The organism is Acetobacter syzygii (assembly GCF_000964225.1).
Lineage (GTDB): Bacteria > Pseudomonadota > Alphaproteobacteria > Acetobacterales > Acetobacteraceae > Acetobacter > Acetobacter syzygii.
The window spans coordinates 126146-147717 of sequence record NZ_BAMZ01000014.1; the positions used below are offsets into that span (position 1 = coordinate 126146).

Sequence of the window (21572 nt, forward strand, 5' to 3'; positions counted from 1 at the left end):
ATGTCAAGAGGAAGAGTGGACAAAATTTTCAGCCCGCATGGTGGGCTGTAATCTCGCTTTGTTCTGCTACCTGCTCCGCCTTTTCCAGCAGCCGCAAAAAATTTTCACCCCAGAAGGCAGCAATCTCGCTTTGGTCATACCCCCGGCGCATTAACTCGGCCGTAATGTTTACGCCCTGTGTGGCATCCTGCCAGTCTTCCAGGGCACCGCCCCCATCAAAATCGGAGGAAATGCCCACATACGCAGGTCCAAGCCGACGGACAACATAATCAATATGGTCCACCAGATCAGCCACCCCGGCAGAACGCCGCCCTTCCTCCGGTTTGGGTTTAAGAAAAGCAGGCATGGCAGTAATCTGGATCAGCCCACCACTGGCCTTGAGCGCATCAAGCTGTGCATCATCCAGATTCCGTGGGTGGTCACATAGCGTGCGCACGCACGAATGACTTGCAACCACTGGCGTTGCAGAAGCATCCACCGCCTGCAACATGGTCTGCTTGGATGCGTGAGAGACATCCACCAACAGGCCGAGCCTGTTCATTTCCCGCACAGCCTCACGCCCAAGGGCGGAAAGCCCTCCGTGCTTTTGTGGCGCATCACCCAGACTGGGACGGTGAATGGCCGCATCGGCCAAAGCATTGTGGCCATTATGGGTCAGGGTCACATACCGTGCACCACGCTGGCGGAACGCCCTTAACAGTGCAGGGTCTTCCCCCATACCGTAACCGTTCTCCACCGCAGGAATAACGGCAATAATACCCTTTTTGTGCGCGGCCCTGATATCGGCCACACGCGGGCAGATGGCGGCTGTTACACCATTATGCGTGCCCTGCATGGTGTTAATGGCATCCAGCATGGCAAGGCATTCCTGCTGCACCTGCTGGTGCGCCTCCGCCGTAACCGGCCCCTGCCCCGTATAGGCGACAAAACAGCCAGCCGACATGCCACCACGCTGCATTTTTGGCAGATCCACCTTACGCAAAGGCGTATCTTCAAATGCATCGCCTCTGTCCGGCCATGGAATATCAATGTGGCTGTCCAGTGAGAGAATGGCACTGTGCAGGTCTTGGGCTACCTGCGCGGAAATGGGTTGGGCATGGAGGGTCTTCATTCTTTAATATCATGGGGCGGATGCAAAAAATTGCAAGCCTCTCCGCCCCACTCCCTAAGGCTCACAGCCCCTCTTTTTACTTGCCCTGCACCGTGCAATACGCCATGCCCTGCCCATGCGACTTGTAACATGGAACATCAACTCCCTCCGCCTGCGTATGCCGCTGCTGGAAAAACTGACCACCACCTTGCAACCAGATGTTATCTGCCTGCAGGAAACCAAGGTGACAGACGAACTTTTTCCACTCGATGCCGTGCGCGCCCTTGGTTTTGAGCATCTGCATTACAAGGGCATGAAGAGCTATAATGGCGTGGCCATTCTCTCGCGCCTGCCACTCAGTGCCGCAACAGATACGCCCATCTGGTACGGCAAGGAGGACTGCCGCCACATTGCGGCAACCATTCATGCCCCAGGGGGCGACATAGCCCTGCATGATTTTTACGTACCCGCCGGAGGGGATGAACCAGACCCCGCGATCAACCCAAAATTTGCGCATAAACTGGCGTTTGTGGAGGAAGTCACAAACTGGTTTGCGCACCAAAAACCAAACCGCACAGTACTTGTTGGCGACTTTAACATTGCCCCGCTGGAGCATGATGTGTGGAACCACAAGCAGTTACTCAAAATTGTCAGCCACACTCCACCGGAAACCGAGCGCCTGACCAACTGGCAGCAAACAGGCTTTGTGGATGCCATGCGCCACTTTGTGCCTCCCCAAGACAAGCTTTACACTTGGTGGTCTTACCGTAACCGGGACTGGCGCAAATCCAACCGGGGCAGAAGGCTTGACCACATATGGGTTACGCCAGATCTGGTTCCACAGCTTGCTGGCATGAACGTGGTGCAGGATGCCAGAGACTGGCCCTCCCCCTCCGACCACGTTCCCGTGGTCATGGATTTTCTTCCCCTGTCATAAAAACCCCGGTGTTGGCCTGCTGCGCAGGTTCTAATAACGGTACTGCCATAGCAGACCAACACTACTGCCCGGATCATTTTCCGGCGTGGTAAAGCCGGTTACGGACCCACCGGTGCCTACCGTGGTGTTGAGCTTGAGGTGCTTGGTCAGGTCCACCTGAACCTGTGCCTGAGTCCCGGAACCGGAGGTGGCCTGTTTGGCCCCTACGTAAACACCTTTCATAACGTATTTACCCGCCTCCACGCTGCTCCCGCCATTACCCACGCCAGAACCGCCCCCCACGGCCAGCCTGTCCAGATGCAAGGTTTTGCGCAAAGTCCCCATCGGGTCAAAGGTCGTAAGCCCGGTCAGGGTTGCCAGCGCCGTACCCACCTCCACCATCTGGGTGGATGAAAGGGAGCGGGCATCGGTGCCAAAGAGCAGCATGGCCAGCACCTGATCCTGCGGTAGGGATGGTATGGAATCAAAGCTGATCTTGGGCGCACTGGCGTAGCCACCCACCTTGAGCATGGCTGTCTGCCCTTCAACCGCACGATCAGCCTCAAAATCCAACGTTGGGTCCAGTTTGTGGCCAACGCCCGAGCCATTAAAGCCAACCCGCCCTTTGGTGAAGTTGAGAGAAATTCCGGCAAGGTCAAAATTACCACGCTTGAGGTCAAACCCACCCGTTACAACAGGGGCCTGCGTGCTGCCCGTAACCCGCAGGCGGCCTGCCATTTCCGCATCCAGCCCATGACCACGCACAAAAAACTTGCCCGGAGAGACCAGCTTGAGGTCCAGCCCAATAACAGACTTGTGGGTACTGGCCGCCAGTTCCTCCTCCGCACGTTTTTTTTCTTCTCCGGGGCGGATCACATCCAGACGTGCAACGGATGAAGGCAGCGAGTTGGGAATATTAATTTCCACCCGCCGCAATTCCACTCCCCCCGCAACATCCATACGGGTCTGAATCTGCCCATTAACCGTTATGTCCGCATTGAGAATGGCGGTCAGCAGGTCGCTTGTAACCGGGCGGGCATCTTTGGCCAGCAAGTGCAGGTTAACGGGCATTCCCGGCATGGCAACGCCAACAAAGCCGGTCACACCAAGCGTGCCATCCCCTGCCTTGGCGTTCAGATTCTGAATCATGATCCGGTCGCGTGCCCCAACCACACGACCATTGATCGCGCTCAGGTGGAAGCCTTGGGCAAAATCCTGAAAATCTGCATTGATCAGATCAATCGCACCCGTAATGGCGGGGGATGCGGTAGTCCCCTTGATCTGTAGGGCCATTTGCATCTGCCCCTGCGCCTGCCGTGCCTGTGCCCCCAGAATGCCGTTGGCAATGCTCAGGTCCAGATGGCCATCAGTCCGCAAATCCAGCGCTCCGGCTTTGGAGAGCGGCGCATTCCCACGCACCTGCACCCCCAGCTTGGGCCCTGCCGAGGCATTGACCTGCACCTGTGCCTGTGTGCGGGCCAGATTGGCCGTAGCCTCCACCTGCAATGGTGGCACAGATGCCATGGCGGAACTCCCCGCCATGCGCAAATTGCTCCCCTTCAGCTGCACCTTGCCCTCGGGCTTATCCAAGGCACCAGAAAGCCTGGCAGAAAGCGCGACCACACCCGTGGCTTTTAAGCCGGGTACAAACGGCTGCGCCAACGCCGGAGTAATATTGCGAATATCCGCCGTAACCGACAGGCTGGGCTTGAGCCTGCCCGCCACATCCAGTGTTGCAGGCTGGCTCCCCGGCGCACTCAGCACCGCCCGCAGGTGGTCCAGACCCAGCGTATCCCCGAACGACACCAGGACCGGGGCCTGCAAACGCAGGATTTCTTCCTTGGCTGTAGCACTCAGTTTCTGGAGTTTGACCTGCTTGTCCGGCAGGTTCAGTACAGCCTGCGTATTCAGTGCCAAAGGTTTGCCCGACCAGCTTGCTGGCCCCACCTGAGCCGTAAGCAGCATTGCGTTATCGGGGCCTTTTGCACTCACAAGCGCCTGCCCGGTTACACCGGCCGCGGATAGGCCACCCAGACGTAACGTCAGGTCCGGAGTGGGGTGGAGAGCCGGGTCGGCAACCGTACCCTCCAGAGCAAGAGACCCAACACGCACCACTGGCGTTGTAACATTACCCTTGAGTTTGAGCGCCACCACAGGCTTGTCCGCCACAGTGGTGGTATTCACCGATGCCACCATGGAACCCGATAGTTTTTGCCCGACAAGCGGACCATAATCAGCCAGCCGCCCTATGCTGAGGTCCAGATTACCACGGGGTATAATTTCCTTTGGTGCAAGCGTTAGCGCACCCTGCCCTTTTGTGCTGTTCCACGCCAGTTTTTGCAGGTCGAGGTGGCGTATTCCATCCTCTGCCTGCCCAAAAGCCACATCCAGTTGCAATGGCGCACGATCCAGCACACCATTCAGGCCCAGCGTGCCTTGAGGGAGCGTGGGCAAATGGGCAACAGAGGCATCCAGCACCAATGACCCTTTGGCCATTGTGGCCGTACCAATATTGGCTTTTGCCCCCAGCGTAGCCGCAAAATCCTGCAATGGTCCTTTAAGGGCAAGCGCCAGAGTAGCATCTCCCCGCAGGCTCGGTGCCAGCTTGTCCAGTGCTGGCAAGCCAATAGTGGCTGCCATATCCACAGTCCGCCCGGTTTGCAGGCTACCATGCACCTTGGCATCCAACGCCTGCCCGCTAAGGGTAAGGGACGACAGATCTATCTGCTGCCCCGCAGGCAGGCTGCCCTGCGCGGGCAACGGGCGCATGGCAGCCACAAGTGCAATCTGCCCATCCGGGCCAAGCAGCCCCGCCGCCTGAGCCTGCCCCCCGGTAATGGCCAGCGGGCCATTAACCGCCAAATGCGTATCGCCCTGCGGGTTAAGCGGGCGGTCAAACTGCACATTCAACCCTGCATGACCGCGCAAGGGCACACCTGCGGCTTCGCCTATGGGCAGCAGGTCAGGCACATTCAGGCTGAGTGTCCCCTTCTGGGGGCTGGCGGCCTGCACCGTCCCGGACAGGGAGGCAACCGGATGTTCAAGCCTGAAGACCACCGGAATACCCGGCACGCCGGGTTTGGCTGTAGCATCCAGCGTTAAGGGAGCCGCTGCCAGCAGTGTTGGGGCTTTACCGGGGAGTCTCAGACCATCCGCCGTCAGGGTCAGATGGAGCTGTTCGGCAGCAGCATGAGCAGGCGCTCCTTCCCCTGCAAACCGAACCTTAAGAGCACCGACCTGTACACCGGAGGCAGCGAGTTGGTCAATATCCACCTGCGCTGTACCATGTGGTGCAGCCATTTTACCGCTCAAACGTGCGGCAAACCGCACCGCCTGCCACCCCATATCGGGCGTAAGACTCATCTGCGGGGCCTGCGCCGATGCTTCCAATGCCGTCAGCTGCTGCCCAAGCAGATCCAGCGTACCACGCACCTGTGCGCTTATGGCACCGGCGGACGCATTAAACGCCAGACTGGCAGCCTTGGCAGGCCCCTGCATATCCAGCTTGAGCGCAATGGGAGCCAGTTGCGGCATACCCAAACGGGTTACGGCAAAACCGTTCGCACCTTCGCTGGCGTTCAGATGAAGGGACAGATTGCCACCGCCTGTTGCCGTGGCAAGGCTGATCTGCCCTGGCACATCCAGCCTTTTGACCTGCAATGCAATATCCGACCGAGGGAGTCTGGGCAGGCTTAACCCATTAATAACCGGGTCAATATTGCCAAGTTTACCCCGACCACTCACGCTAAAACTGGCGGCTTGCCCGGCCAGAGGCGCCCCCACGTTAATCCGCTCCACCTCCAGCTTGCGAATATCCACCCCCAGTCGCAAGGAGGAGGGCGCGGAAGGTGACTCAGCTTTTGCAGGTTGCGCTGCGGAATCGGACACAGGCAGGCGTGGAATATCCAGCTCGGCCGCCGTAAAGGCATAAATACGAGCCTGACGCCCCAGCATGGCCAGAGGTGACCAGTCCAGCCGGACATCATGCAGTGTGAGCCACGCGCCCTGCCTGTCATGAATCTCAAGCGTTGCCACACGAAAATTATCGGGGAAACGGCCAGAAAGACCGGAGAGCGTGACCATTCCCCCGGTCAGCGATGTAGTCTGCCGGATGAGCATCCGCCGCCCGGCCCCGGTATTGGCCCCTACCAGCAACACGGTGGTTGCCAGCACACCAATCCCTACAAGCGAACCTGTGGCTAACAGCGCAAAACGCCCAACACGCCGCCAAACAGGGCGCGGGGGCGCTGGAGTGGACTGCGGCATCAGAATGTTTCCCCCAGCCCGATATAAAGGTCCCACGTATCGCCCCGTGGCGCACGGTTAAGGGGAACCGCCACATCCAGCCGAACCGGGCCTATGGGCGTATAATACCGCACACCACCACCCGCACCCACACGCAGGGTACCGGTAAAAGGCATACTGCTGCTGCCTACCTGCCCCGCATCTGCAAAAGCGGCCATGCCAAAGCTTTTAAACAAACGCTGCCTGTATTCCACCGACCCTGCATCCAGCGACGTACCACCAATGGCGTATTTGGTATGCCCGTACTGGGGGCCAACCCCCTGCCAGCGATAACCTCGCACCGTAGCACTCCCCCCTGCGTACATGCGCTGGTCGGGTGGAATGTCCCATGTCCCTGCGCCCTGAATACTGCCTATGGTGCCACGAAATGCAAAAATACTGCGTCCAGGACGGCTGATGCCAAGTTTGTGCAAATCCACATAGGTGGAGGCCGTGGCGTTCATGATTGTAAAAAATGATGTGCTGCCACCCTTATCCCCCAAAGAGAGCGAGGGCGTTACGTTAATGCTGGCACGCACACCATGGGTGGCTGGCTCAATCGGGTTGCCCACACCGGTGTTGTCGTACATGCCCGACAAGGGCGCTGACAGAATTGTATAGCTTCGTGACACGTTGAACTGTTCGATTCTTTCCTGCTCCGCAGCCAGTCCAAAATTTCCGTTCCAGTTTTTCGCCAACGGGCGCGTTACCCCACCACGCAGCAGCAAGGCCGTCTGCCGGTAGGACCAGAACAACTGCCGCAACCCCTCTATGCGGGCATTAAGATTCTGCCGGGACTCCAGAAAGTCTGGCTTAAAAAAGTCGGCATACACATCGTAACCCAAGCCCTGCTGGGCCGACCCGCCCAGACCCGTAATCAGGGCTGTCAGGCGCAGGCGCTCGGCATTGCCCAGCAGATTATTGTGGGTCCAGGTTGCGCCCACACGCGCACCAAGGTCGGTGGAATACCCCAATTCTGCCCCGACGGAATGGCGCTTGCCTTCCTGGAAGGAAAAATCGAGCGGCATGGTGCCATTAACCGCTTTGTCGGAACCATCCCTGACCGTAACGTTGGAAAAAACACCAAGGGTGGTCAGATCCTGCCGGGCCGCTTCTATGCGGGAGGGCTGGTACAACTCTCCTTCATGCACGGTCAGTCGTTTACGCACGAAGGACTCATGCACCTTTTTCAGCCCATCTGTGCTGATCTGGCCGATATTCAGCACCGGCCCCGGCACAACAGGGTAAACAATATCCAGTGTTCTGCTTGCCGGGCGCAGGTACGCCATGGGTTTATCAACCTGCGCAAGGGCATGTCCGCTCTCGCGCAGGGCATCAAGCAATCGGCCCCCTGCGGCCAGTACATCTGCCGCCACGGCTGGCTGCCCCGCGTGCAAACCAAAGGCCTTTTGCTCCGTATCGCTCAGATGGGGGGCAACACCCGTTGCACTTTCCACCAGCTTGACGGTTCCCAGATGGAACAGTGGCCCTTTATCCACCTTGACCGTAATATCCACTTTTTCATTTGCAGGAACGGTCTCAATCCACGATGCCAGAGCGGTGGACATACCATCCATGGTAACACCCTGCTTGCTGCTTTTGAGCAGGATATGCACCGTTCCATCATAGTATCCGCAGCTTTCCAGTGCTCCGCGCAGGCGGTCATATTCATTACGGACACGCCCTGCCAGCGCAAACGGCCCCACCGCACGCGTAGCCTGCAGGCTTAAAAGATCGGACGAAGTTTTAAGCGCAGTATCCAGATCACTCTGCCCCGTGGGGGCCAGAGTTGTGACGTATGGCTGCGGATCTGCCGCACGCACGGCACACGTAAATGCGCTCCAGAGCACGGCTCCAGCCAAAAGGCGATTCGTTGCTCCGGCAAACCTGACCAGTAAGTTACGGTTGTAAACGGCCACTATCCTTGTCTGTCCGTTGCCAAATAAAGGCCATGTGACCTCCTACCCGGCTGTATTTTGGCATATCTACCCTGCCTATAACCACACCATGACAAAAATTAGATCCATCCGCCAAAAAAAACCTTCACACACGCGATGGATTGTCCCCGTGCCCATCTTCGCGGTATGAGAACGCATGTTTTTGTGTTTCTTCCACATTACTGCCCGTTCCTTGGCCTGCCCGGCCAGCCTCTGGCAGAAGCAGGACCATGCGCACCAAGCCTGACCAACCTACGCAGCCCCTGCCCTTGGGCACGCCTGCCTCCGCCCCGATCTCTCCCCTTCCTGCATGGGTAGATGCGTTGTTCCGCCGTACAGGGGAGGCGCGTTCAGCCATACGACTGATGGGACTCCTTGTGTGGGTTCCTCTTTCCGTTGGGTTTGAGGCCTGCCTGCTCCCTGTTCCCGGCACGGCCAAAATCCGCTGGACGCGGGTCATCTGGGGCGTGCTGTGCCGCATTATTGGCCTGCGTATATCCGTTAAAGGCAAGCGGGCGGGCACTGTTGGCGGGTTAAAGGCGCGCAAACGGGGTGAACGCCCGGTTATTTACATCTCCAACCATATGTCCTGGCTGGATGTGCCTGTGCTGGGCACGTTGCTGCCATCTGTCTTTGTTGCCAAGGGCGATATTGAAAAATGGCCGGTCATGGGGCTGGTCTCCCATATTGGCCGCACCATTTTTGTCAGCCGCCAGCGCAGCACTACCGGGCGCGAACGCGATCAGATGATCCAGCGCATGGTAGATGGCGATAATCTGGTGCTGTTCCCTGAAGGAACATCGTCCGATGGGTCGCGCGTTCTGCCTTTCATGTCGGCTTTTTTTGCCATAGCCAAACTCCCCAAACTCAAGGAAGGCATGGACCCAAGCCTGCTGCCAGTAACTTATAAACCCGGCATGGCGCCACTCATCCAGCCCGTATCCCTTGTGTATGACCAACTCGAAGGTCTGCCGATCAGCCGTTTCCGCCGCCCGGTCTTTTCATGGTATGGCGATATGGATCTTGGACCCCATGTCTGGCAGCTTTTGCAATGGAAACGCTCCCACGTAACCGTTGTTCTGCACGAACCGCTGGACCCGGACATGTTCCCCAGCCGCAAGGCGCTGGCACAGACGGCATGGACCGCCGTAGCCGCTGGCTGCGCGGACCTGCGGCAAAACCGCGAACCCCGGATCCAGTCCGGGCGGTTTGATGCGGCCTCGCTTCCGGCCAATTTTTTGCCTGCCCATACCAAGAAAACAAAACTGCTGCTTGACAGGGCGGCCTCATTTTTTGCTTCATTCAAAAAGAGGACATAACCAGCGGAAGCGCACCCTGCGGCTTCCGCACTGTTCAGGACAGGAGACCACACTGTCAGGCACGGCATGGCCCTTATTCTGCACGATGCACCCCCGCTCACACGCCAAACGTGAGAAAAGAAGCTTGACCTGCGCCGCCTCTCGCCTGATGTCCTCTTTCCGTCGCATGGAATGGGCCTGCGGCAGAGCGGAGTGGCAGCCATTATGACCCGAACCCCCGACCAGACAGCACCATCACGCGCCCTGCATGTGATTACCTGGGGCTGCCAGATGAACGTGTACGACAGTGCACGCATGGGGGATGTTCTGCGCCCGCTGGGCTACCAGCCGGTGGACACGCCCGATACGGCAGACATGATTATCCTCAACACCTGCCACATCCGCGACCGCGCAGCGGAAAAGGTTTTTTCCGAACTGGGCAGGCTACGGCTGATCAAGGAGGCGCGCAAAGCACTTGGGCAGCAGACCATTATTGCCGTAGCTGGTTGTGTTGCTCAGGCCGAGGGGCAGGAAATTCTGGCCCGCGCTCCGTATGTGGATATTGTGCTTGGCCCACAAACCTACCATCGGCTGCCCGAAATGGTGGCCCGTGCGGCCCGTGCGGGCAATGCTATTATAGAAACCGATTTTCCCGCAGAGCAGAAATTTGATTTTCTGCCGGAAAGCGAAGCCCCGCAAACACCGGGCAACTACACCGCGTTCCTGACCATTCAGGAAGGGTGCGACAAGTTCTGCTCTTTTTGCGTGGTGCCTTATACACGCGGGGCAGAAAGCAGCCGCCCCGTGCAGTCCGTGCTGGCCGAAGCCCGCCGCATGGCCCAAAGCGGCGTGCAGGAGATCAGCCTGCTGGGGCAGAACGTCAACGCTTATCATGGGGAAGGGCCAGATGGCACCGTATGGGATCTGACCCGTCTGGCCTATGCACTGGCGGAAATTCCCGGCCTCTCACGCATACGGTACACCACCTCCCACCCACGGGACATGAATGATGCGCTGATCGCTGCTCACCGCGACCTCCCCCAGCTTATGCCGTTCCTGCACCTGCCCGTGCAGTCCGGCTCTGACCGTATTCTGCGCGCCATGAACAGAGGTCACACGGCAGACGAATACCGTGACCTTGTCCATCGCCTGCGTGCGGCTCGGCCAGACCTTGCCCTGTCCTCCGACTTTATTATCGGCCACCCCGGTGAAACGGAGGAAGATTTTGAAGCCACCATGCAGCTTGTGCGCGATGTAGGCTTTGCACTGGCCTATTCCTTTAAATACTCCCCGCGCCCGGGCACTCCCGCTGCGGGAGCCCCCCTGCAGGTTCCCGAGGATGTAAAGGATGCCCGCCTGCAAGCGCTGCAAAAGCTTCTGCGCGAGCAGCAGGATGCGTTTAACGCCTCCATGGTTGGCAAAACCGTACCCGTTCTGTTTACATCCAAAGGGCGCAAACCCGGACAGATTGCAGGACGTTCCCCCTGGCTCCAGCCGGTCCATGTGATCGGGCCTGACCACCTGATCGGTCAGGAACTGCCAGTGCGCATAACAGAACGCCTGACCAACTCACTGGGCGGTCTTTTGGAAGAGGAGAAAGTTTACGCTTGAATACCACGCGCACGTCCCCCCCTCCTTCCGTCGCGGTTGCGGAGCTGGCTCAGCCCGTAACGCTGCAATTTGAAAACAATGCGCTTCTTGCCCGTCTGGTCGGTGACCACGACCGGCACCTGCGCTGCCTGGAAGAAGGGCTGGAAGTGGACGTTGCACGGCGTGGCAACCGTATTTCCATTCGTGGTCTGCCCGAGACCACGTCTCTCGCCCGTATAACCCTGAGCCTGCTTTACCAAAAGCTGGCGGCGGGAGAGACCATAGACATCAGCGCAGTAGAGGCGGCCATACGCATGTCCAAAGTACATGAAAGCAGACCCACCCTCCCCCTGTCTGTTGCTCCGGCAACCCCTGTTGCAAACTACGATTCCGCACTTCCCGTTATCCGATTGCGGCATGGCAACATAGAACCCCGCTCCCCCGGACAGGCTGAGTATATGCGCGCACTGGCCAGCAGGGAGCTTGTGTTTGGCATTGGCCCCGCCGGAACGGGCAAAACCTATCTGGCCGTAGCACAGGCCGTATCTCTTTTACTGGCAGGCTCGATTGACCGGATCATTCTCTCCCGCCCTGCGGTCGAAGCCGGTGAACGGCTGGGTTTTTTGCCCGGAGACATGAAGGACAAGATCGACCCTTACCTGCGCCCTCTTTACGATGCCCTGCACGACATGCTCCCCGGTGATCAGGTCATGCGCCGCATGAGCGCTGGCGAGATTGAGGTTGCCCCCCTTGCCTTCATGCGCGGGCGTACGCTTTCCCACGCATTTGTTATTCTGGACGAAGCCCAGAACACCACCATTGCACAGATGAAAATGTTTCTAACCCGGCTAGGTCCGGGGTCTCGCATGGTTGTAACTGGGGATCTGACACAGATCGACCTGCCATACGACACCCCATCGGGCCTGCAGGATGCCGTGAATACGCTTGAAAACGTAAAGGGAATTACCATTTCCCGTTTTGAAGCAGCAGATGTTGTGCGACACAAGCTGGTCGCGCGCATTATTGAAGCTTATGATGCAAAGACGACGACGGCTGATAAAAAAGGGCATTCCCGCCACAAGGGCCGTCAGGAGAACAATGGAACCGCGAAGTAGTCTTGCCCCCGTCTTGACGCAAGAGGTGGCCGACTCTCTGGATATGGACCCGTATCCAGAGAGTTTTCATGATGAATGCCTCCAGAACGGCACGGAAGTGCTGGTCCGGGACATACGCTGGCGCTCCCATGTGCCTGCGCCCGAAAAAACCGTGCGGCGCGCTTTGGCAGCCTGTGCAGAGTACGGGCTGGAACCAGGCAGCGTTGTGCTGGCAACAGACCGGGCCGTGCGGCTCCTTAATGGCAGGCACCGCGGCAAGCACAAACCCACCAATGTGCTGACATTCGAGCCCCCTCCGGGTTACGCTGGTGGCGATATTATTCTGGCGCTGGAAACCGTAGTCCGCGAAGCACGCAAGGCAGGCAGGCCAGTCAGCCACCATCTGGCCCATCTGGTTGTGCATGGCAGCTTGCATCTGGCCGGATACGACCATCACCACCCAGGCGAAGCACGGGAAATGGAAATGCTGGAATCCCGCCTGCTTTCCCGCATGAAAGTGCCTAACCCGTGGAAGACCCGGTCATGAGTGAACACGACACCTCTTCTGAACGGGTGGAGCCTTCCGGGCGCGGCCTGTTCTCCTTCTTTCAGCGCAAAAAACCAACGGGGGGGCTACGCAGTTCCATTGCGGCCCTTGTACAGCAGGCCGCAGAAGCCGGTGATGAAACCGCGCCAGATGGTGAAAAACCGGAACTAGACCGGCAGGAACGCGCGCTTATTGCCAACATCCTGCGGCTACGCAATATCTCCGCTGATGATGTGATGGTGCCACGGGCCGATATTGTTGCCATGCCCGTTTCCATCAGTCTGGACGAAGCACTGGCCATGATGCGGCGGGAAAACCACTCCCGTATGCCCGTTTACCGTGACCAGCTTGATGACATTGTCGGCATGATCCACGTTAAGGATCTGATTGCTTATGTTGGCACCAGCGAGGCGTTCAATCTGGAACCCCTGCTCCGCCAGCCACTGTTTATTGCCCCGCAAATTCCCGTACTCGACCTGCTGTTGCAGATGCGCCAGCGCCACATGCACCTTGCCCTTGTGATTGACGAATACGGCGGGATTGATGGGCTGGTAACGATTGAAGATCTGATCGAAACCATTGTGGGCGATATTTCGGACGAACATGATGAACCAGAAGCTGTTCTGATTACCCCCCGCCCTGATGGTTCGTTTGATGTCGATGCCCGCTGCCCGGTGGAAGAGTTTGAGCAAAAAATTGGCCCGATTCTGACCGACAGCGAAAAAGAAGCTGAGATCGAAACCATTGGTGGCCTTGTGTTCCGCATGGCGGGGCATGTTCCGACCCGGGGCGAGGTACTCACGCACGAAAACGGCTACCTGTTCCGCGTGCTGGATGCCGATGCCCGGCATATTCGCCGCGTGCGGGTCCGCAGGCTTGTAAGCGAGGGGGAAAACTCCCCCAATCCGCAGGCACTGGCAGCCCAACCGTCAACAACAGGTTGACGGTTGTTCTTTCTGGCTCCATCCCTGTTTGCTGAATTGTGATCCATTGATCGGGAAGGCTTGGTTCTCATGTCCTTTACACGTCGTTCTTTTCTTGTCGCCACGGGTGCGGCGCTGACTGCCGGGTCCCTCCAGAGCGGAGCTTTTGCAGCCGATGCACCGGATGCACGCTTTACGCCACGCGTTCTGGGCAACCCGGATGCCAAGATCGTTGTGGAAGAATGGTTCTCCCTGACCTGCATCCATTGCGCGCATTTTGCGGAAGAGACCTTCCCACAGGTTAAAAAGAACCTGATCGACACGGGCAAGATCCGCTACGTCTTCCACGACTTCCCGACCGATCAGCTTGCAACCCTTGCTGCCATGGTTGCCCGGACGTTGCCTGCAGAACGATACGAACCATTCTGCTCGGCAGTTCTCTCCAGTCTGGACCGCTGGGCCTACAATAACGAGGCCGACCATAAAGCCGAACTGCAAAAAATTGCAGCTTTTGCCGGTATGCCTGCAGAAACGTTTGAAAAAGCCGTAACAGACCAGAAACTGCTTGATTTTATTATGAAAGAGCAGAGCGAAGCGCAGGATAAATATAACATTGAATCCACGCCGACCTTCCGCTTCAACAACAAGGAGCAGGTGTCTAGCGCCCTCTCCTACGATGATTTTGTCAAATATCTGACAAAGGCAGGCTGACTGTTTTAAACAGTCAGCCCTTCCGACCAGAAAAATACGTGTCTGTATGACGGTTCGTTTTGTTCGCCTCCGCATTGTGGGGTTCAAAAGCTTTGCCGACCCCATAACCGTGGAGCTGCTACCCGGTTTGACCGGCGTTGTTGGCCCTAACGGGTGCGGTAAATCCAACGTGGTGGAAGCACTACGCTGGGTTATGGGCGAATCCTCCGCGCGCTCCCTGCGCGGGGGAGAAATGGATGACCTTATTTTTGCTGGCACAGCAGGCCGCCCGGCCCGTTCGCTGGCAGAGGTCACGGTTACGCTGGAAGGCACCAGAGGGTTCGGCCCCGCAGCCTTTGCCGATCTGGACGAACTCCAGATTACCCGCAGGGCAGAGCGTGGGTCCGGCAGTGATTACCGTATTAACGGTCGTCCGGTACGTGCACGCGATGTACAGACCCTTTTTGCCGATCTGGCATCTGGCGCACGGTCTTCCGCCATGGTCAGTCAGGGCCGGGTGGCCATGCTGGTTGGTGCAAGGCCGGAAGAACGCCGCAGCATTTTAGAAGAAGCAGCAGGCATTACTGGCCTCCATGCCCGACGGCATGAAGCCGAGATTAAGCTCCGCGCGACCGAAAACAACCTGACCCGGGCAGAAGACCGCCGCCAGCAACTGGCCGAACGCCTGGAGGGGCTGACCGAGCAATCCCGCGAAGCCACGCGTTACCGGGAAATTTCGGCCGCCCTGCGGGAAGCAGAAACCGAATTACTGGCGGTTTTACACGCACGGGCCAGACTGGCCGTTGCACGGGCAGCGGACACCGCAGCACAGGCCCGTAAAAGCCTGACCGAACATGAAGAAGCCGCAGAAACTGCGGTTCTGGCGGAATTTGAGGCCACAAAAGCCCTCCCCTCCCTCCGTGAGCAAGCCGATGCTGCCCGTACTGCGCTGGAGCGGTGCCGTGTGCTGGCAGAAGGCGTTGTTCGGGAAGAAGAACGTGCAGCAGCACAGGCACAGGCCGCCGCCGAACTGTTGCAGCAACACGAAGCCGATGCACAGGCTGCAACAATCCGCCTACAGGATGCACAGGCCGCGCTAGAACGCCTGAAAGCCAATAAGGCGGAGGCATTAGCGGCCCAGACATCGCTGCCTACCCGCACAGCAGAAGCCGGGCAGCACTTGCAACAGCTCTCTTCCCAACTGAGCGAAACTGAACAGGCACTTGCCAGCCTGACCGCAGAGCTGAACGCCGCGCAGGCAGGCAAGGAGCGGGCGGAAGAAGGCTTAACCCATGCCCGCACCCAGCATGAACGGGTATGCAATGCGCTCAATACCATTCAGGCAGATATTGCGGCGCTGGAAGCCCAACTCCCTACCGAGCAGGCTTTGACAACAGCGCAGGATTGCGCAGATCAGGCCATTCTGGCCCAGCAGGCAGCCAGAACGGCACAGGAAGACGCAGAACGCCTGACAGCCCAGTGCAATATTGACCTCTCGATTGCCAAAAATAACGCGCAGGCAGCCGAAACAGCCCAGAATGAGCAAAAAAAGGCACTGGATCAGGCCCGGCAACGCCTGAATGCGCTGCATGGTGAACTCAAGACTGCGGAAAAACGCCACGCGGAGGCACTGGAAGCTCTGGTCAAACCAGAGGTTCTGACACACCTGCAAACACAAAAAGAGAACGCCGCCGCAGCCTTTGATCTGGCACACCAGACACAGGAAAAAGCCGAGGCAGAGCGCCGCGCGGCCAGTACAGCCTTTACCGATGCGAGCCGCACTGCGCAGGAGGCCGAAGCCCACCAGCGCAATGTGACCGAGACCCTCCGCACCGCCCGCACCACACAGCAGCGCGCACAGCAGGAAGCAGAAACTCTTGCACGTGAGCTGGAAAAAGTTCGGGCAGAGGCCATTGCCGACAGTGTGCTGGAATCGGCCAAACAAGCCCGCGCCGAACAGGAACAGGCACTCGCCCAGACGGGAGAAGCACTGGAACAGGCCGAGCAGAGCCTGAACCAGCACAAAGCCCTCCATGCCACAGCCCACGAACAGCAAACCTTACTCCAGACCGAACTAACCCGCTTACAGGCGCAGGCAGAAGGGCTGGATCAGGCTCTGGGGCAGGACAGCGCGGTGGCGGAAAACCCCGTTTCCGCCCTGATCTCTGTTCCTGAAGAATACGAGAACGCGCTCGCAGCCGCTCTGGCAGAAGGGCTGGATGCCCCCGCGGCAGCAGATGCACCGCAAGGCTGGCTGCAACTCCCGCCAGACAACATGCCCGCCCTGCCCGGTGGAGCAATCGCGCTAAAGCACGCCATTACAGCTCCACCGGAGCTGGACCGTGTTCTGCTCTGCACAGGGGTTCTGCCCGATGGCGCAGAGGGGCATGAACTGCAACAGGCTCTGGCACCGGGGCAATGCCTTGTTTCCAAAGCGGGTGACGTGTGGCGTTGGGATGGTTTTTATGCCCACGCAGGAGGGAGCAGCACCGCAGCCCGCAGGCTGGCCCAGCGCCGCATTCTACGCGAAACACAAGACCGCATTACGGCGCTCAAGGCCAATGCGCCCGCACTGGAAGAACAGGTAGCCACCTGCGCTACGGCCCTGCAAACCAACGAAGACCTACTCAAGGACCTCCGGAGCACACGGCATACGCAGGAACAGGCACTCCAAAAAGCCCGTGCACACGAGACCGAAACTGAACGACGCCACGCCTCCTACCGTGCACGCGTGGATGCCATACTGCCCCAGCATGACCGCGCACAGGCTGCGCTGGCTGAAGCCAAGACCACTGTGGCCAATGCCCAGTCCATGCACGATAATCTGCCATCATTACACGATATTCAGTCTGCGCTTGCTGCTACGCGGGAGAAAAATGCAGCGGCACAGGCTGCCGAGCAGCAGGCTCATACCGCCTTCAAACAGGCGCAGGCCACGTTGCAGGCCGCACAGGACAAGCTGGCACAGGCCGAGCAGCAACATGCCTCTGCCACCACCCGGCTGGAAACCCTAACCCCCGAACTCGAACGTCTGCGCCATAATCTGGCAACCGAGTCCCAAAGTGTAGCCGAACTCGAAGGCCGCCTTGCCTCCGCCCACGCGCTGCAACAGGCACAAGCGGCTCTGCAAGTCGCCCAGAACACCCTGCGCGAAGCCGAATCAGCCCTGCACGCCGCAACGCAGGCAGCCGTACAGGCAAACGAGCAGGCAACGTCCGCCGCACAGGCCCTCCGCACATTGCAAGAAACAGGTCTGGCATTGCGCAGCCGCCTGTCTGGCCTGAACCCGCGACAGGCAGAATTACACACCGAATGCGCGGAAGCAGAACAACACCTCCAGGCTGCTCAGGCTACGTTGGAAGCCGCCTTGGCAGCACTCCCGGCCGATGCTCCGGCCAGACTGGAGCAGCTTACGGCACAACGCAGTACTCTTCTGGGTGATCTGGATACAACGCGCGAACTACGCGCAGCCCTGCAAGCCGAAGCCTCCACACTGACTGCCCGGCTGGAAGCCCTGAATGCAGCCGAAGCAGAATGGACTGCCCGCGAAGCCACGGCACGCACGGACAATACCAATGCCCTCCAGAGGCTGGAAAGTGCCCGCGCCAATCACAGCCGGGTCGCAGAACTCCCCACAGCAGCACTGCAGCAGAAAGCCAGCACACTTGCTGCTCTGGAAGATGCAGAAGACCATTTTACCAAGACCGACCAGCTCCGCGCCGAGGCCGAAGCCGCTCTGACCAACGCCCACGAACAGCGGCGCAAAACCGAAGGTGAACTGGCTACTGCCCGTGAGAACCTGCTAAAAGCAGAGGGCAAAAGCGAGCAGGCGCAGGCCATTCTAGACCAGCTTCTGGTAGAAACGCCGGTCCCTCCCAGACAACCAGTTTCTGACCTGACGGAAGGGACGGAAACCTCGCTCCGCCGCAAGATCAGCCGGTTAAGCCGTGAGCGGGATGATATGGGCCCCGTCAACCTGCGCGCGGAACTGGAAGCAGAGGAAGCCTCCACCCAGGCCCAGACTCTGGGCGCGGAAATGACAGATCTGGAAGAAGCCATAACCCGGTTGCGCGGCTCCATTGGTTCGCTCAACAAGGAAGGCCGGGAACGGCTTATGGCTGTTTTTACGCAGGTTGATCAGCACTTCCAGTCTCTCTTCACACGGATGTTCGGCGGCGGACGTGCCCATCTGGGGCTGGTTGGCAGTGATGATCCACTGGAAGCCGGGCTGGAAATTTACGCGCAGCCACCCGGCAAAAAGCTGGCCACGCTCTCGCTCCTGTCGGGAGGTGAACAAGCTTTAACCGCTCTTTCCTTGATTTTTGCTGTTTTCCGCTGTAACCCTGCTCCGATATGCGTATTGGACGAAGTGGATGCTCCACTTGATGACGCCAATGTAGGGCGCTTTAGCGCGCTGCTTGGTGACATGGTTGCCGAAGCCGGTACGCGTTTTCTGGTTGTGACACACCACCAGCTCACTATGGCCCATATGGACCAGCTATTTGGTGTAACCATGCAGGAGCGCGGAGTAAGCCGCGTTCTTTCTGTTGATCTGGCTAAAGCGGCCTCCATGGTCGGTCAGAAGAACAAGGAACCCACTCATGTCACATCCTGAAAAGGGCGATGGCATATCTGTCTGCTGCAATGCCACCAGTTCCCGCAGGTGTTTGAAAAAAATTGCCTTTGCGGCAACTCTCTGTGTTGCCTCTGTGACGCTACTGGCAATCCACCACACAAAAACCAGTGGTATTATGGCGCGCATTCATCATGGTCTTATTATGTGCGCCAGCAATACCGGCACACAGAACATTGCACAGGCCGCCACCATATCGTCCATTGAGCGACCGAGCATGGTGCGTCTGAGCCTTACCAGTGGTGCGGATGGGCAGGTCGATGTGGAACCGGGGAGCAGTTCGCTTGCCACTGTTCTGGATACGGCAAGCCATTCAAACACATTGCTTATGCTGGATCTGCACGGGACTGACCCTAAAAAGGTCGCTCGCCAGGTCAGCAAGGCTCATATGCGTGACCGGGTCATTTTTGTTCCGGCAGATTACAAAGACGCCGCTGCCGCCCTAAAAGCCGATTCCAAGGTTATGGTGGCCATTCACGTTAATTCCGAGCGCGATGCCTACAACGCGCACCGTATGGCGGGGCGTCACCCTTACGCTGCGTACCTCTCCCCTTCTGCATCACCCAGCCTGTTCTCGCTGGTTCACCGCGATGCCGAAGCCATTATTACGGACACGCCATCGTCTCAGGTTTCCACGGCTGATTTTCTGGCAAACAGACCGGTTGACATTATGATCACCCATCAGCCCTATCAGCTCACCACATCGCTTGCTGCACCACTGGCCCACGCCGAATAACCAGAACGTTCCATAGCTACGTCTGCAAAGTTAACGGCAAGACGCTCAATAAGTTGCCTCTTCCACCATAAAAAAAGCCCCTGCTCCTGAACAAAGAGCAAGGGCCATAACAATGAACCGGCTGCTCCCGATTATGCGGGAAGCATGGAACCTGTTTCAATAAACCGCTGGTGCCAGGACAGAGCCTCGGTCAGCAGGTGTGGCGTGTGCTTGCCAAACGAGTCCTTACGCGCACGGTCAAAATAATCCTGCAACATCGGACGATAATCCGGGTGTGCACATTTTTCGATAATGGCCTGTGCCCGTTTGACGGGGGAAAGCCCGCGCAAATCTGCCAACCCCTGTTCGGTTACAAAAATCTGGGTGTCCTGCATAATGTGGTCCACATGGGCAGCCATGGGCACAATAGCCGAGATTTTTCCACCTTTGGCCGTAGAGGGGGACAAGAAGATGGACAGATAGGCATTGCGGGCAAAGTCGCCCGAACCACCAATACCGTTCATCATTTTTGATCCCATAACTCGGGTCGAGTTGACGTTACCGTAAATATCCGCCTCAATCATGCCGTTCATGGCAATGCAGCCCAACTGGCGGATAACGCCTGTGCTGTTGCTTATATCCTGCTGACGCAGGATGATCTTGGAACGGAAAAAGTCCATCCGGTTATTAATCTCTTCTGCCGCTTCCGGGCTGAGAGAGAAGGACGTTGCCGAGGCAATGCGCATACGGCCAGAATCCAGCATGGCAAGCATACCATCCTGAATAACCTCGCTAAAGCCAACCAGATTTTCAAATGGTCCTTCGTTCAGACCATCCAGAACAGCATTGGCTACGTTGCCAACGCCAGACTGCAACGGCAGCAGTGAGGGAGGCAGACGGTTCTGTTTGACTTCGTGCTCAAAAAAATCAAGCAGATAACCGGCAATGGCTTTGGCTGTGCCATCAGGCGCTGCAAACGGTGCATTCCGGTCGCTGTCGTTCGTGCGCACAATGGCCTGAATTTTAGCCGGGTCCACCTTGAGGAAGGTACGGCCGATCCGCTGATCCGCGCGGGAGAGTGGAATAACATCCCGCGGGGCATTGCCGTAGCTGTTGCCGTCCCACACATCGTGGGTGCCTTCCAGCCCCGGATGCTGCCATTCATTGACCTCAATAATGACCTTATCGGCCAGATCGAGAAAAGCCTGTGAGTTGCCAACAGAAGAGGTTGGAACAATCCCCCCTTCTTCCGTAATAGCGGTGGCTTCCACCACGGCAACATCGAACTTGCCGTAGTTCCCCTGATGTGCGCGCAACGCCACCTGACCGAGGTGATTATCAAAATAATCTGTCTCGCCAGAGTTAATGCGGTTGCGCATGGCTGCATCGGTATTGAACGGCGAGCGGAAGTACACGCCATCCACCTTGCCCAGCTCACCATCCAGCTGCGGGCCAGTGGATGCGCCTGTAATCAGGCTGATCTGGTGTTTTTCCCCACGGTTGTGGGCGGCTTCCATCTGCTTGGCCAGCGCCATTGGCACGGCCTTGGGGTAACCTGCGCCTGTAAAACCGCTGGTGCCGACCACGTCACCATTTCGGATCAGCTTTGCCGCGGCCTCAGCCGGACAAACCTTGCTGCGCAGCGCGACGTTCCGAATGCGCTCTGTCATGAGAGGCCTTCCTGTTTTTTCTTCTCAACTGTTCCGAACATACAAAAGGGACAAATCCCCACAGCATTCTGCGCTCAATACCCCTGCGGGCCAGCCTGCATCCCTGTTGTGGTTCTGTGTCCTCCTCTGCATTTTTCAGGTTTGTTTCCACCCCTGAAAGCACTTGCACCCTATGCGCAAACAGA

At 58.2% G+C, this 21572-nt stretch carries 14 protein-coding genes; 9 read left to right on the forward strand and 5 right to left on the reverse strand.

The window, feature by feature from the left end:
- Positions 1 to 28 precede the first annotated feature (28 nt).
- Positions 29 to 1111 (reverse strand): dipeptidase, encoded by a 1083-nt coding sequence (locus tag Absy_RS06615; RefSeq protein WP_048853946.1) that lies wholly within the window; start codon positions 1109 to 1111, stop codon positions 29 to 31.
- Between the two features lie 115 nt (positions 1112 to 1226).
- Between Absy_RS06615 and Absy_RS06620 the strand changes: the two genes are divergently transcribed.
- The gene (locus Absy_RS06620; protein WP_048853947.1) at positions 1227 to 2027 is read left to right on the forward strand and encodes an exodeoxyribonuclease III; all 801 of its coding nucleotides are present in this window, start codon (positions 1227 to 1229) and stop codon (positions 2025 to 2027) included.
- A 30-nt stretch (positions 2028 to 2057) separates the two neighbouring features.
- Here Absy_RS06620 and Absy_RS06625 read toward each other — a convergent pair whose 3' ends face one another.
- From Absy_RS06625 to Absy_RS12870, 3 genes are all read right to left on the reverse strand, one after another.
- Positions 2058 to 6272, reverse strand: coding sequence for a translocation/assembly module TamB domain-containing protein (locus tag Absy_RS06625; RefSeq protein WP_048853948.1), 4215 nt, complete (start codon positions 6270 to 6272; stop codon positions 2058 to 2060).
- Complete coding sequence (locus Absy_RS06630) at positions 6272 to 8209, reverse strand: autotransporter assembly complex protein TamA (protein WP_048853949.1); 1938 nt, start codon at positions 8207 to 8209, stop codon at positions 6272 to 6274. Before Absy_RS06630 ends, Absy_RS06625 begins: the two co-directional genes overlap by 1 nt.
- A 124-nt stretch (positions 8210 to 8333) precedes the next feature.
- A complete protein-coding gene (locus tag Absy_RS12870; RefSeq protein ID WP_261764743.1) occupies positions 8334 to 8459 on the reverse strand; it encodes a hypothetical protein in 126 nt (41 codons plus the stop codon).
- On the opposite strand from Absy_RS12870, the gene Absy_RS06635 reads away from it, so the two are divergent.
- The 8 genes from Absy_RS06635 to Absy_RS06670 all read left to right on the forward strand — a co-directional run bounded on the left by Absy_RS06635 (position 8458) and on the right by Absy_RS06670 (position 19738).
- Positions 8458 to 9546: a lysophospholipid acyltransferase family protein gene (locus Absy_RS06635; RefSeq protein ID WP_048853950.1), complete on the forward strand. Its 1089-nt coding sequence runs from the start codon at positions 8458 to 8460 to the stop codon at positions 9544 to 9546. The two genes, Absy_RS12870 and Absy_RS06635, sit on opposite strands and share 2 nt — an antisense overlap.
- A 171-nt stretch (positions 9547 to 9717) precedes the next feature.
- On the forward strand, positions 9718 to 11136 hold the full coding sequence (miaB, locus tag Absy_RS06640) for a tRNA (N6-isopentenyl adenosine(37)-C2)-methylthiotransferase MiaB (RefSeq protein ID WP_048853951.1): 1419 nt from the start codon (positions 9718 to 9720) through the stop codon (positions 11134 to 11136).
- Positions 11133 to 12230, forward strand: coding sequence for a PhoH family protein (locus Absy_RS06645; RefSeq protein ID WP_084596953.1), 1098 nt, complete (start codon positions 11133 to 11135; stop codon positions 12228 to 12230). The genes miaB and Absy_RS06645 overlap by 4 nt, the downstream gene beginning before the upstream one ends.
- A gap of 43 nt (positions 12231 to 12273) precedes the next feature.
- On the forward strand, positions 12274 to 12756 hold the full coding sequence (gene ybeY / locus Absy_RS06650; protein ID WP_048854010.1) for an rRNA maturation RNase YbeY: 483 nt from the start codon (positions 12274 to 12276) through the stop codon (positions 12754 to 12756).
- Positions 12753 to 13700 (forward strand): hemolysin family protein, encoded by a 948-nt coding sequence (locus tag Absy_RS06655; RefSeq protein ID WP_084596957.1) that lies wholly within the window; start codon positions 12753 to 12755, stop codon positions 13698 to 13700. Before ybeY ends, Absy_RS06655 begins: the two co-directional genes overlap by 4 nt.
- Positions 13701 to 13769: 69 nt before the next feature.
- The gene (locus Absy_RS06660) at positions 13770 to 14390 is read left to right on the forward strand and encodes a DsbA family protein (RefSeq protein ID WP_048853953.1); all 621 of its coding nucleotides are present in this window, start codon (positions 13770 to 13772) and stop codon (positions 14388 to 14390) included.
- Positions 14391 to 14436: 46 nt separating this feature from the next.
- Positions 14437 to 18984 carry an AAA family ATPase gene (locus Absy_RS06665; protein ID WP_048853954.1) on the forward strand — a complete coding sequence of 1516 codons (4548 nt, stop codon included), beginning with the start codon at positions 14437 to 14439 and terminating at the stop codon, positions 18982 to 18984.
- Positions 18971 to 19738 (forward strand): hypothetical protein, encoded by a 768-nt coding sequence (locus Absy_RS06670; protein ID WP_048853955.1) that lies wholly within the window; start codon positions 18971 to 18973, stop codon positions 19736 to 19738. Before Absy_RS06665 ends, Absy_RS06670 begins: the two co-directional genes overlap by 14 nt.
- A gap of 131 nt (positions 19739 to 19869) precedes the next feature.
- On the opposite strand, the gene Absy_RS06675 is transcribed toward Absy_RS06670, so the two are convergent.
- Positions 19870 to 21387, reverse strand: coding sequence for an acetyl-CoA hydrolase/transferase family protein (locus tag Absy_RS06675; RefSeq protein WP_048853956.1), 1518 nt, complete (start codon positions 21385 to 21387; stop codon positions 19870 to 19872).
- Positions 21388 to 21572: the final 185 nt, after the last annotated feature.

Coding starts and splice junctions, on each gene's coding strand:
- Absy_RS06615 (WP_048853946.1), bottom strand. CDS start 1,111: ATGAAGACCCTCCATGCCCAACCCATTTCCGCGCAGGTAGCCCAAGAC.
- Absy_RS06620 (WP_048853947.1), top strand. CDS start 1,227: ATGCGACTTGTAACATGGAACATCAACTCCCTCCGCCTGCGTATGCCG.
- Absy_RS06625 (WP_048853948.1), bottom strand. CDS start 6,272: ATGCCGCAGTCCACTCCAGCGCCCCCGCGCCCTGTTTGGCGGCGTGTT.
- Absy_RS06635 (WP_048853950.1), top strand. CDS start 8,458: ATGCGCACCAAGCCTGACCAACCTACGCAGCCCCTGCCCTTGGGCACG.
- Absy_RS12870 (WP_261764743.1), bottom strand. CDS start 8,459: ATGGTCCTGCTTCTGCCAGAGGCTGGCCGGGCAGGCCAAGGAACGGGC.
- miaB (WP_048853951.1), top strand. CDS start 9,718: ATGGGCCTGCGGCAGAGCGGAGTGGCAGCCATTATGACCCGAACCCCC.
- ybeY (WP_048854010.1), top strand. CDS start 12,274: ATGGACCCGTATCCAGAGAGTTTTCATGATGAATGCCTCCAGAACGGC.
- Absy_RS06655 (WP_084596957.1), top strand. CDS start 12,753: ATGAGTGAACACGACACCTCTTCTGAACGGGTGGAGCCTTCCGGGCGC.
- Absy_RS06660 (WP_048853953.1), top strand. CDS start 13,770: ATGTCCTTTACACGTCGTTCTTTTCTTGTCGCCACGGGTGCGGCGCTG.
- Absy_RS06665 (WP_048853954.1), top strand. CDS start 14,437: ATGACGGTTCGTTTTGTTCGCCTCCGCATTGTGGGGTTCAAAAGCTTT.
- Absy_RS06670 (WP_048853955.1), top strand. CDS start 18,971: ATGTCACATCCTGAAAAGGGCGATGGCATATCTGTCTGCTGCAATGCC.
- Absy_RS06675 (WP_048853956.1), bottom strand. CDS start 21,387: ATGACAGAGCGCATTCGGAACGTCGCGCTGCGCAGCAAGGTTTGTCCG.